Raw genomic sequence first — 12,921 nt, forward strand, 5'->3', positions numbered from 1 at the left:
GGAGGTGAACAGAATGGAAATTGTGAATAATAACATAGATATCAAAGAAGATGTTATAAGCAGTCAAGGCAAATGGAAGAAAACTCACCTATCTAATTGTGATATAAGTACTACTGACATTTTGAACAATTCAGTTAAAAATAATTTTGGAGCATCACTTTTAGGCGACACGAGAGACTTATTTAGACCAAAAACTTCTGATATTCCAAATCAACCGGGAGTATACAAGTGGAGAGATGAGAAGGGGAAAGTAATATACGTTGGAAAAGCAAAAAGTTTAAGAAATAGGTTGTCTAATTATTTTCAACCGTTAAATCAGCTTCATCCTAGAACTCAGTCGATGGTTTTAACAGCTCGAAGCCTAGAATGGACCGTCGTAAACACTGAGCTTGAAGCTTTAACACTAGAATACACGTGGATTAAGGAGTTTAATCCACGTTTTAATGTTGTTTTTAAAGATGATAAAACATATCCATATCTTGCCGTATCTGTGAATGATGATTTTCCAAGAGTCTGGATCACAAGAAATAGGAATTCTAAATCAACTAGATACTTCGGTCCATATGCGAAAGTGTGGCAGCTAAGGCACAGCCTAGATTCTTTACTTAAGACTTTTCCTGTAAGAACGTGTAGACAATCCGTTTTTGTCAAGGCTCATAAAACTGGTAGACCTTGTCTTCTTGCAGCTATTGGAAAATGCTCTGCACCTTGCATTGCAAAAGTGGATCGTAAAACTCACAGACATAATGTTGAACAATTAGTAGGTGTACTAACTGGTTCTATAGGTGATTCTTACATTAACGATTTAACAAGAGAAATGAAAGAATCCAGCGATAATCTTGATTTTGAGAATGCTGCAAAAATAAGAGATAAAATAAACATTTTTAAAACCGTTATGCAACAAAATTCTGTTGTTTTTGACGAGAACGTTGAAGCAGATGTTTTTGGTTTTAGTGGAGATTCTCTAGAGGCATGCGTCCACGCATTCTTTGTTCGCGAAGGCTTATTGCGAGGAGAGAAAAATTGGCAGGTTGAAAGAAGCGAGGATATTAGCGATGCAGATATAATAGCTAATTTGCTTATGCGAGTTTATTCAGAATATGAATCAAATAATAATTTGCAATATGAAGACTCTTTGAAAATAGAGCAATCAAGAAATGCATTGCAGATTGACTTGGAGAATACCAAGAGTAAATATATTGACTCAGCGTATCGTGCAAAAACCACAAAAGAGCGTAAAAAAAGGCAGGAATCAACAGGAAGGGGAGATTTGCTAGACCCAATTACCCCAATCCCTAGAGAAATAATCATTCCTTTTGGGATATCACAGAATCAATGTGAAAATTTGGAAAATTGGTTAAGCAAATTGCGTGGATCTAAAGTTAGCATTAAGGTTCCTGAACGTGGCGATAAACGAAATCTTATGAATCAAGCAAATGATAATGCTAAACAATCATTAATGAGACTGAAATCCAGCAGAATCAGCAGTTTAGAGGCAAGAAGTAGCGCCATGAACGAGGTGGCCGATGCTCTTGGAATGAGCGAATCTCCTTTGCGTATTGAATGTTATGATATTTCCAATACGGTAAATGGAGAATATCAGGTTGCATCAATGGTTGTATTTGAAGATGGTATTGCTAAACCTAGCGAGTACAGAAGATTCTCCATAAAAGGGTCTGATGGCAACGGAAAACTTGATGATTTGAGCGCATTGTATGAAACTATTTCTAGGCGTTTTAAGCATACAAGTAGTGGCGATGTAGATGATGATTACGGAGAAAATCTTGAAAAATCAAAATATAAAAAATTCGCTTATACGCCTAATCTTATAGTTGTTGACGGGGGTAGAGAACAAGCCAGAGCAGCCCAAAAAGCTATGATAGATTGTGGCATAAAAAATATAGTCGTATGCGGTTTGGCTAAAAAGCTTGAAGAAGTTTGGCTTCCTGATAATGAATACCCAATTATTCTTAAACGAAGCTCCCAAGGATTATATTTGCTACAGAGAGCTAGAGATGAATCGCATCGTTTTGCTATAACTTATCATAGGCAAAAAAGAAGAAGAGCTATGCTAAATTCGTCGCTAGACTCGATTCCTGGTATTGGAGAGTTTTACAAAAAACGTCTTCTTTCCGTATTTGGTAGTGTTAAGAAATTAAAAGATGCGAGTATTGACGATTTACAAAAGGTCTCTGGCATTGGTCAAGCTAAAGCTAAATCTATTTACGAATCATTGCATAAGTGACATTGATATTCAATAGAATTATCTTATAAATTAGTTAAATAATTTTCGGCATGTTGATTCGTCATGATAAGACACTAGCCTTGTAAGTATGTCTCAGGAAATTGAAATAGGACTGGGCAAAAAAGCCCGAGTCGCTTACTCACTTGACGATATTGCTATACTACCTTCGCGTCGTTCTCGCGACCCGCAGGCTGTTTCTACGTCCTGGCAAGTCGATGCTTATAGTTTTGACGTACCAGTGATTGCTGCGCCAATGGATTCTGTTACTAGCCCAGATACGGCTATTGCAATGGGTCAGATGGGCGCCTTGGGTGTACTTGATTTGGAAGGTTTATGGACTCGTTACGAGGATCCAGAACCACTTCTAAAGGAAATTTCGGAGCTTCCAAACGAAATTGCTACGAAGCGTATACAAGAAATTTATTCTGAACCAATTAAGCCTGAACTTATTGTTAAACGTTTGCGCACTATTCGTGATTCTGGAGTTACTGTTGCAGGTGCTCTTTCCCCTCAGCGCACTCAGGAATTTTACTCTACTGTGTTAGAAGCTGGAGTAGATCTTTTTGTTATCCGTGGAACAGCTGTTAGTGCAGAACATGTTTCTAAAGATCATGAACCACTTAATCTAAAGAAATTTATTTATGATCTTGATGTTCCAGTTATTGTGGGAGGCTGTGCTGATTACACTTCGGCTCTGCATTTAATGAGAACTGGTGCAGCTGGAATTCTCGTAGGTTTCGGTGGAGGTGCAGTTTCTGCAACTATGAATACTCTTGGTGTTCAAGCTCCTATGGCAACTGCAATCTCAGATGTTGCTGAAGCTCGTCGTGATTATATGGATGAATCTGGCGGAAGGTATGTTCAGATTATAGCTGATGGAGGAATGGGAACCTCTGGCAACTTTATTAAGGCTTTGGCTATGGGAGCAGATGCAGTTATGCTTGGAACTCCTTTAGCGCGAGCGACCGAGGCTCCAGGCCGCGGAATGCATTGGGGTGCAGAGGCTCGCCATCCATCTTTGCCACGCGGAATGCGTACGAATGTTGGAACTGTTGCTCCGCTGGAGAATATTTTGTTTGGTCCAAGTCATATGGCAGACGGAAAAACAAATTATGTTGGCGCGTTAAGGCGCACAATGGCATCCACTGGGTATGTTGATGTTAAGAGTTTCCAGCGTTGTAGTGTTGTATTTAACCCATTCCATCAGGATGTTCGGTAATTTTTAATATTATTTGTTTACTTCCTTGTGAGCTTAAAACTAAAAATTTAAGTGCACAAGGAAGTAAAAACTATAATGTGCATAACTTAACACTAAATAATCCTTGATTTTTCAACAAAAATCGAGGATTTAATTTTATTTATGCACACTTAGAAATAATGCTTTGAATTTTTGAAATAAGTTGTATGCTTTATTTAAACCTTTGCTAGACATTGGTTTTAAATTAAAAATACAAAAAAATAAAATAAGGAATTTAAAAATAGAAAATGGGATAAGTAACAAATTTTAACGGGAAAGAGCAGGAAAATGAATAATACTCTTGGTACCATAGTCAGCGATAACTATGACGAAAATGATGCATTCTGGGAAGTTGTAAAAAACGACTTTGCTGCAAATGATGATCATCCTACGTTCAAGTGGAATGATCGCAAGCCATTGCCAGTATACGAAGGTTCATTCCCAGTGGGTTCTTCGCATTTTATGGCAACATATCATGTATCATCATGCTTTAATAATTCGGCAGATGAGGAATTATACTTGGACCTCGCTTTAAGAGCGTGCAAAGTAGCATGTATTGCTAGTGACATTTCTAGAGGAAGACCGATATCGTCACAAATGCGTAAGGCTCTTAGTGAGGAATGTATTTTTAAGCTTGAAAACATGTGGTATCTAATATCTCAATGTTTCTCAGACAAACACGATGAATATACAAGTTGGCAACTACGTTGCAAACCGACTATGCCAAGAATGATAAATGGAATGCTAATTAGTCCAACTCGTTTTGAGGCAGTTGTTTTATTGTCTATTGGAAGCTTAAATTATTGTGCGTCTTTGGCATTCAAATCTCAAAACGGGAGTTGGATATGTACATTAGTTGACTTGGGATGATTGGTAGGAAATGTACTAGCCTTTAAATTCCATTGTCAATTAAATAATAGTTAAATATAAAAATATGACTCTTCTGGTTTAGGTAATCATTATTAGTTTGTTTCTAAATTATCTAACCAGAAGAGTTTATTTGTAAAAACCACCAATTTTAGGTTGACATTTTTGTACGACTTTCGTTTGTGTCGTGTTAGATATACCGTACAATTAAGACTATGCTGCGAGAATTTGCTGTAGAGGTCATTCACCCAACAAATGACGGTGACACAATTTATTCACTGCTTGCCAATAGGGCAATGCGAGATCCACAAGGCGTAATAGCCCAATGGCAAGACGATGATACTCGTCAATGGCATGATGTTACTGCATCGGAAATGCTATTAAAAGTTCGTGCAACAGCTAAGGGGTTGATTGCTCTTGGCGTTGAACGAGGAAGCAAAGTTGTTATTTATTCCCCAACCTGTTATGAGTGGGGTGTTACGGATTTTGCTTGCGCGTGCATTGGTGCTGTAAGCATTCCAATTTATGAAACAGATTCAGCAATTCAAGCTGCTGAAATTATTTCTGAAGTAAAGCCTGTTATAGCTTTTGCAGGTGATGATGAACATGCGCAGTGTTTAGAGCGAGTTCGCCAAGACAATAAGCGTATGTCTTTAAAGACTATTTTTAACTTTAAAGCTGCTGGAATAGACGCAGTGATTGATTTTGGAAAATCAATCAGCGACGACGAGCTTAATAGAAGCATTGGTCAAGTAAAAGCTGATGATTTAGCGACTATTGTATACACCTCTGGTTCAACTGGAAAACCAAAGGGTGCAATGCTTTCTAATAGGAATTTTACGCATATTGTGTATGCGGCTTATGACGTTTTAAATGATATGCTTTATAAGCCAAGTAGACTATTGCTGTTCCTTCCATTAGCTCATTGCTTTGCCAGATACATACAATATGTGGCAATAGGTTCTCACGGCGTTATTGGATATGTGCCAAATGCGAAGCATTTATTAGCAGATTTGCGTAGTTTTAAACCTACATATTTGCTTGGAGTTCCAAGAGTGTTTGAAAAGGTTTATAACGCTGCGTCTCAAAAAGCTGGAGCAGGTATACGCGGTAGGATTTTTGCGAAGGCTGTACAACATTTTATTGAGTGGTCTAAAGATGAAGTTGAAGGCAGAGCACATTCAATTTATGCAAAACTTCAGCATGACTTCTATATGAAAACTGTTGGATCTTCCATAAGGTCTGCTTTGGGACCTAATCTGTCGTGGTTAGCTTGCGGCGGAGCTCCAATAAATGCTGAACTTGCTCATTTCTTTAACGGATTGGATGGAATAACCTTTATTCAAGGTTATGGAATGACCGAAACAGCAGCTCCTTGTGTTGTTAATTTTGAACATGCTAATCAAGTTGGTTCTGTGGGTCGCCCTGGTCCTGGAATTACTATCCGTATTGCAGATGATGGGGAAGTTCTTGTAAAAGGTCCTAACGTTTTTATCGGATATTATGATAAGCCAGATCTTACTTCGGATGTTATTGACGAAGATGGATGGCTCCATTCTGGAGATTTAGGCGAGATAGACGATGAAGGATTCTTGTCTATTACTGGTAGAAAGAAAGATATTATTATCACTGCTGGTGGAAAAAATATAAGTCCAGCGCCTTTGGAAAGTATTATCTCTAAGTGTCCTCTCGTATCTCACGCAGTAGTTGTAGGAGACGGCAAGCCATTTGTTTCCGCTTTGATTGAGGTTGAGCCAGATATGGTTCGTTCTTGGCTTAAGAGTCAGGGAATGGATGAAAATCTTTCTATGAGTGCTGTTGCGGAAAACGATGCTATTCGTTCTGTTGTACAACAGTTTATTGATCAGGCAAATAGCACTGTTTCTAGAGCTGAGTCTATTCGTAAATTTATTATTTTGGATGAAGAATTTTCACAAGATGCTGGCACTTTGACTCCAAGCATGAAAGTTGTGCGTCCTAAGGTTTTGAAGAGGTATTGTGATCTTATAGAGAGTCAGCTTTATGCTCCAAAACCAAACAGTAGACCATTACCTGCTACAGTTAAGATTTTAGATAAGACAACTGAGACTGTTAAGCAAGCGCAAGAAACTGTTAAACAGGCTCAAGAAGCGGTTACTCCTAGAGTTAAACAAGCAATAGATCAGGCTGCTACTCATCTGAAACGTTTTGGTGAGGATTTGCCTACACAGGTTAATGTAAAAGATCAGCATACTGAATATGCTGATAAGAATAATAATTCTAACGACAAAGAATAGTTATTCGAAATTAAATTAGCTATAAAACGTTAAATAGGCTGATTAAAATTGCAATTTTAATTACACTAAGTCTTGTATAATTGCATTGCATTTTTAATTAGCCTTTTAGAATTTTTAAGGAAGTACTGTGACTATTAGACAGATTCGCATTGTTCCAGATCCTGTTCTTAGAACACCATGTGACCCAATTCGTGAGATTACTCCAGCAGTTAGAAGTCTCGTAGAAGATTTATTAGAAACTGTAAACGATCCAGGTAGAGCTGGGCTCAGTGCAAATCAAATAGGTATTAGCCTTAGAGCGTTTTCATACAATATTGAAGGTCATATTGGATATATTCTCAATCCTGTTATTGAAGAATTGAGTGGTGAACAATATGGGGATGAAGGTTGCTTGTCTGTTCCAAGATTATGGTATAAGACTCGCAGGGCGGATTATGCTAGGGCTAAAGGCATTGATTTAGACGGTAAAACTATTGTTCTAGAAGGCAAGGGCTTAATGGCTCGCATGATTCAGCATGAGTGTGATCATTTAGATGGACACGTTTATTTGGATCGTTTAGAGAAAGATGTTAGAAAACAAGCTTTACGCCAACTTCGTAATGGATTAGCTAAATAATATCTAAATAAGAAATATCAACAACTATAGTATTAGTTCGTAATATTTATTTAGTATTAAGCGTTTGATATGATTAACCTTTGCGTGTCCATTGAGCATGAATATTGTCGCGTTATATGATTGCTCGTTTTTTATTGTCTACTCGGATGCGCGAATACGCGCCATGTACGCGTCCGTTCGTGTCGGTCGGCTTGGATTTAGACATATGTTAGCCAAGTTGCATGCGAACAGGCATGGCCAGGCAAGAACCGACAAGAAAGGTATATAGATATGGCACAGATTACCATGAGTGAAATGCTGAAGGCAGGTTTGCACTTCGGACATCAGACTCGTCGCTGGAATCCAAAGATGAAGCAATTTATTCTAACCCAGCGCAATGGTATTCATATCATCAATTTGTTCAAGTCGCTCGACATGATCGACAAGGCTTATGACTTCATTAAGCAGACTGTTGCTCACAACGGTACTGTTTTGTTCGTGGGTACCAAGAAGCAGGCTCAAGAGGCTGTGCAGAATCAGGCTACTCGTGTGAACATGCCTTACGTGAGCGAGCGTTGGCTCGGCGGTATGCTGACGAACTTCCAGACTGTTTCCACTCGCGTAAAGCGTCTCAAGGAACTTGAGGAAATGGACTTCACTGATGTTCGTGGATCTGGTTTGACTAAGAAGGAGCTTTTGCTTCTTGAGCGCGAAAAGGACAAGCTTTCCAAGCAGCTCGGCGGTATTCGCAACATGAACCGTACTCCTTCGGCAATGTTCGTTGTTGATATTAACAAGGAAGCTTTGGCCGTTGAAGAAGCTCACAAGCTTGGTATTCCAGTTGTGGCAATCGTTGACACCAACACCGATCCAGACTCTGTTGAGTATCCAATCCCAGCAAATGATGATGCAATTCGTGGTGTCGAGCTTCTTACTAGCTTGATGGCTGACGCTGTTGCAGAAGGTTTGCTTGAACGTGCTGGAAAGGGCGCAAAGTCTGAAGGCTCTGACGCTCAGCCAATGGCAGCATGGGAAAAGGAACTACTCACTAAGGAAACTGAACAGTCTGAAGACGAAGCCAAGGCTGAATAAGTCTGTTGGCGGTTAATGAGGAGAACAAAATGGCAGCAATTACTGCAGCGTTGATTAAGCAGGTGCGCGAAGAAACTGGCGCTGGCATGATGGACGTTAAGAAGGCTCTTACCGAAGCCGAAGGCGATGTAGCTCGCGCTAAGGAAATTATCCGTGCTAAAGGCATTCAGGCCGCTGGCAAGCGTGAAGGTCGCAAGGCTCAGGAAGGAACCGTTGCTTCTAAGGTTGTTAAAACTGCAGAAGGTGAAACTGGCTATGCAGTTGAATTGAATTCCGAAACCGACTTTGTTGCTAAGACTCCAAAGTTCGTTGAATTCTCTGAAACCGTGTTAAGCAATGCTATTGAAGCTGACGCTTCCAGCGCAGAAGAGCTTCTTGCCGCTAAGGCTGGAGATGCTACTGTTAAGGAAGAAGTAGAAGAAGCAGCAGCTTTGTTTGGTGAGCACGTTAAGGTTGGTCAGATTGCCAAGATCAGCGGTCCTCATGTAGAGATTTATGCTCACAAGAAGTCCGTTGAATTGCCTCCAAGCATTGTTTCTATGATTGCTACTGATGAGGCTGGTGCTAAGGTCGCTCATGAAGCTGCTTTGCAGATTTCCGCTATGGGCGCTCAGTGGCTTCGCCGCGAAGACGTTCCAGCTGATGTATTGGAGTCTGAGCGTCGCGTTGCTACAGAGAAGTCTTTGGCTGAAGGCAAGCCAGAGAAGATTGTTCCAAAGATTGTTGAAGGTCGTTTGAATGCCTTCTTCAAGGAAACCGTTCTCCTTGAGCAGTCCTACGTCAAGGATCCATCTAAGACTATTGGAGATTTGTTCAAGGAAGTCGGCGGTTCTGCTTTGGCTTTCGCTCGTGTTGAGGTTGGCAAAGGCTCTGCTGAATGATTTTTAAGCGAAAGCTTATTAAAAATTCATAAAACAAGAATGGGTTTGCGTGATAAGTCATGCAAGCCCATTCTTTTAATTTATACATTATAAAATCGTGTTTTGCTGTGTCGTCATTGAAAGATATCATGGCAAAGATATGCTTGCGTTCGCCGTTATGACTGGAGGAAAGTTTTATGACTATCGCACAAGCGGGGGAAAGCAAGTCTCGTAGAGTTTTATTGAAGCTCTCGGGAGAAGCATTTGGCGGTGGCGCCGTTGGTATTGATACTCATGTTATTCGTAGAATTGCTGGAGAAATTGTAAAAGCAGTGCATGAAGGCGTGCAAGTTGCAATTGTTGTTGGCGGTGGTAATTTCTTCCGCGGAGCAGAGCTTCAGCAGGCTGGAATTGATCGTAGTCGTGGTGACTATATGGGTATGCTCGGTACTGTTATGAATTGCTTGGCTCTGCAAGATTTTCTTGAACAAGCTGGTCAGGCAACTCGTGTACAAACTGCTATAACAATGGGCCAAGTTGCAGAACCTTATATTCCACTTAAAGCAATTCGACACCTTGAAAAGGGTCGTGTAGTTATTTTTGGTGCTGGTGCTGGAATGCCATATTTTTCAACTGACACTGTATCTATTCAGCGATCTTTGGAAATACATTGCGATGAGGTTTTGATGGGCAAGAATGGTGTAGATGGTGTTTATAGCGCTGATCCACGGAAAGATAAGAACGCGAAGAAATTTGTAACGTTAAATTATCAACGTGCTCTTGTCGATGGTCTTGCTGTTATGGATGCTTCTGCACTATCTATGGCTAGAGACAACAAGCAGAAGATTCGCGTATTCGGATTAGAGGGCGAAGGAAACGTCACTAGAGCACTGGTTGGTGAGGAAATCGGAACTTTAGTTTCGGATGCTGAGCCTGCATTTGCTTAAATATGCGAATATTCATAATTTGAATATTTAAAATTGAATAAACATGAAAATAGTTAAATAATAAATTTTAAAATTGGCACATACCGATAAAGGAGATTACATGCCAGCGATTATCGATCAGGCTCTTGAACAGATGAACAAGTCTGTGGAAGCTACTAAAGAGAATTTCATGGGCATTAGAACTGGACGTGCTAATCCTGCTCTTCTTAATGGCATTATGGTTGACTATTATGGTGCTCCAACACCTATTAAGGCTGTTGCTTCTATTGGTGTTCCAGAGCCTCGCACTCTTTCTGTAACTCCTTTTGATGCTTCGCAAGCTAATGCTGTAGAAAAGGCTATTCGCGACTCAGATTTAGGAGTAAGCCCTAATAGAGATGGCAATGTAATTCGTGTTACAATGCCAGAACTTACAGAAGATCGTCGTAAAGAATACGTAAAGCTTGCTAAGACAAAAGCTGAAGAAGGTAAGGTTGCTGTTAGAAATATTCGCCGTAAAACCAAGGAGAATATTGATAAGTCTGTAAAAGATGGTGAAATCGGCGAAGATGAAGGAGAGCGTTTACAGAAAGAGCTTGATAAAGTTACGAAGCAAGTAACTGATTCCTTAGACGCTTTGCTTGATGGCAAGCAGAAGGAAATAATGGAGGTCTGATTCTTCAGAAACTTTTAGGCTGAATGGGTGTCGTATGAATCAAGAAAATCTTGAAGAATTGTCTAACAAAGTTGATTTGTTAACTAATAACAATTTAGTCGGTAATAATAAGTCAGCAAAATCTGATTCTTCACGTGAGAAGACTATTAACGGCACCCATGATGCTTTGGGCGATATAAATCGTCGTACTGGCAGAAATATGCCTCAAGCTATAGCAACTGCAGCTTTATTGGTTGCTGTGATTATCGCTTGTCTTGTAATTAGCATAGATGCTTTTGTTATTCTTTTAACTATTTTTATGGTCCTCGCGTTGTGGGAGTTGCATGTAGATTTTGCTACCGCAGGTTTTAGGATTCCATTTCTGGTATTGTCTATTTGTTCTGTAATCACTATTCTTTCTGCTTTTTATGCAAGATGGCATGCTGTTGCTATGGCAAGTGGCATAACAGCGTCATTGCTTTTAACTGTTGTTTTTGCTACATTGAATAGCACTGTTTCTCAAAGGACTTTGCGCGCTGTAGAAAAAAAGCTTCAGCATCCTACATTATCTAAAAGTGCAAAGGCAAATACTTTCACTAATACGGCAGTCTCATTATTTGTTGTATTGTATATTCCTTTGCTTGCCTCGTGCATTGTTTTGTCTTTAACAAATACTAAGTATGCTATAGCGCATGCGATGCTGCTTGTGTTTCTACCAGCTTTAAGCGACACTGGTGGTTTGTTTGCTGGTGCGTGGCTTGGTAAGCATAAGCTCTCTCCCCGTATTTCTCCTAAGAAATCAATAGAGGGTCTTTTAGGGTCAATGCTTTTTGCTTTGATAGGTGCTTACGCTATCATATCCGGCTTCTATGGATCTTCTTGGATAAAATTCTGGTGGATGCCAGCAATAATGGGTGTTGCATCAGGCATGGTTGGTACCTTTGGTGATTTATGTGCTTCAATGCTTAAAAGGGATATTGGTATTAAGGATATGGGGCATTTGCTTAAAGGCCACGGTGGCGTTTTAGATAGAGTGGATTCTATTTTGCTTTGTGCGCCTGTTCTTATGGCGTTGATTAAGGTTGTAGGGTTCTAATTTATAGGTAATATTTTAGATATTAATCGTTTGTTTTGTCATAAAACCATTACAAGTAACCGTCATGGTTTTCTACTAACATGAGGACTTATGACGATTTGTTCTATTCCTAGTCCTAGTATTTCTCAGATTACATTAGGACCTATCACGTTAAGATTTTATGCTTTATCAATTCTTGCCGGTGCACTTGTTGCAATGTGGATTACCACTCGCAGATGGAAACGAGAAGGCGGAGATTTTAATCAGATATTAGATGTTGCACTGGTTAGTCTTCCGTCAGGAATAGTTGGAGCACGTCTTTATCATGTTATTACCACTCCTGAAAAGTTCTTTGGACCTAAGGGAGATTTGTTGGAGATATTTAGGATTTGGAATGGTGGCTTAGGAATCTGGGGAGGAGTAATCCTAGGATCTATTGCTGCAAGCGCACTGTGTGCCTATAAAAAATATCCAATAAGCTTGCTTGCAGATGCCGCTGCACCTAGTTTGCTTATTGCACAAGGTATAGGGCGGTTAGGTAATTGGTTTAACCAAGAGCTTTATGGTGCTCCAACTACTTTGCCATGGGGCCTAAAACTTAATTATTCTGCTGCAAATGCTATAGGGCACAGTGAAAGTTGCTACGATGGTCTCACATGCCCAGAGGGTACTCTGTTTCACCCTACTTTCTTATATGAAATGATTTGGAATTTTGTTGGAGCAGCTTTGCTTATTTCTTTCGGCAAAGTTCTTAAGCAAAAACTTAAATCTGGATCTGAGTTTGTTCTTTACGTAATGTGGTATACAGCAGGAAGAATGTGGATTGAGTCTTTAAGGATCGATTTTTCGCATACTTTCCTTGGAGTAAGAATTAACGTATGGGTTTCTATAGTTATATTTATTATTTCAATTATTGTTTTTATGATTTTGCAGAATAGCCACAGGTCAAGAACAGATCTTGTGAATCGTCTTATTGATATAACTGCAGATGAACGTGAACGCGAATCTCAATCTAATTCAAATATTAAAACAAAAAGATTATCCTAAAATATTCTTAAATATATAGTTATTTTGTTTTTCTAGTCGCTTGCTT

Annotated in this window: 11 protein-coding genes; all 11 read left to right on the top strand. The window is 39.6% G+C overall.

The window, feature by feature from the left end; translation table 11 throughout:
- Window positions 1-13: 13 nt before the first annotated feature.
- The 11 genes from uvrC to lgt all read left to right on the top strand — a co-directional run bounded on the left by uvrC (window position 14) and on the right by lgt (window position 12,875).
- Complete coding sequence (gene uvrC, locus ABVC65_RS05325) at window positions 14-2,245, top strand: excinuclease ABC subunit UvrC (RefSeq protein ID WP_353582767.1); 2,232 nt, start codon at window positions 14-16, stop codon at window positions 2,243-2,245.
- Between the two features lie 88 nt (window positions 2,246-2,333).
- Window positions 2,334-3,464, top strand: coding sequence for a GuaB3 family IMP dehydrogenase-related protein (locus tag ABVC65_RS05330; RefSeq protein WP_004115105.1), 1,131 nt, complete (start codon window positions 2,334-2,336; stop codon window positions 3,462-3,464).
- 306 nt (window positions 3,465-3,770) lie between these two features.
- Window positions 3,771-4,352 carry a hypothetical protein gene (locus tag ABVC65_RS05335; protein ID WP_004120610.1) on the top strand — a complete coding sequence of 194 codons (582 nt, stop codon included), beginning with the start codon at window positions 3,771-3,773 and terminating at the stop codon, window positions 4,350-4,352.
- Between the two features lie 212 nt (window positions 4,353-4,564).
- Entirely contained in the window at window positions 4,565-6,625 is a 2,061-nt protein-coding gene (locus ABVC65_RS05340) for an AMP-dependent synthetase/ligase (protein ID WP_016810520.1), read from the top strand.
- A gap of 127 nt (window positions 6,626-6,752) precedes the next feature.
- Window positions 6,753-7,241 (top strand): peptide deformylase, encoded by a 489-nt coding sequence (def, locus tag ABVC65_RS05345; RefSeq protein ID WP_004120615.1) that lies wholly within the window; start codon window positions 6,753-6,755, stop codon window positions 7,239-7,241.
- 270 nt (window positions 7,242-7,511) lie between these two features.
- On the top strand, window positions 7,512-8,312 hold the full coding sequence (gene rpsB, locus ABVC65_RS05350; RefSeq protein WP_004111661.1) for a 30S ribosomal protein S2: 801 nt from the start codon (window positions 7,512-7,514) through the stop codon (window positions 8,310-8,312).
- Window positions 8,313-8,341: 29 nt separating this feature from the next.
- Window positions 8,342-9,193: a translation elongation factor Ts gene (tsf, locus tag ABVC65_RS05355; protein ID WP_004120617.1), complete on the top strand. Its 852-nt coding sequence runs from the start codon at window positions 8,342-8,344 to the stop codon at window positions 9,191-9,193.
- Between the two features lie 176 nt (window positions 9,194-9,369).
- Window positions 9,370-10,119 (top strand): UMP kinase, encoded by a 750-nt coding sequence (gene pyrH / locus ABVC65_RS05360; protein WP_004120619.1) that lies wholly within the window; start codon window positions 9,370-9,372, stop codon window positions 10,117-10,119.
- Between the two features lie 100 nt (window positions 10,120-10,219).
- Complete coding sequence (gene frr, locus ABVC65_RS05365) at window positions 10,220-10,774, top strand: ribosome recycling factor (protein ID WP_004111654.1); 555 nt, start codon at window positions 10,220-10,222, stop codon at window positions 10,772-10,774.
- Window positions 10,775-10,808: 34 nt separating this feature from the next.
- A complete protein-coding gene (locus ABVC65_RS05370; protein WP_353582768.1) occupies window positions 10,809-11,849 on the top strand; it encodes a phosphatidate cytidylyltransferase in 1,041 nt (346 codons plus the stop codon).
- Window positions 11,850-11,939: 90 nt separating this feature from the next.
- Window positions 11,940-12,875, top strand: a complete 936-nt coding sequence (gene lgt, locus ABVC65_RS05375; protein WP_004120623.1) for a prolipoprotein diacylglyceryl transferase — start codon at window positions 11,940-11,942, stop codon at window positions 12,873-12,875.
- Window positions 12,876-12,921 lie beyond the last annotated feature (46 nt).

Source organism: Gardnerella vaginalis (genome assembly GCF_040427915.1).
Taxonomy (GTDB): domain Bacteria; phylum Actinomycetota; class Actinomycetes; order Actinomycetales; family Bifidobacteriaceae; genus Bifidobacterium; species Bifidobacterium vaginale_C.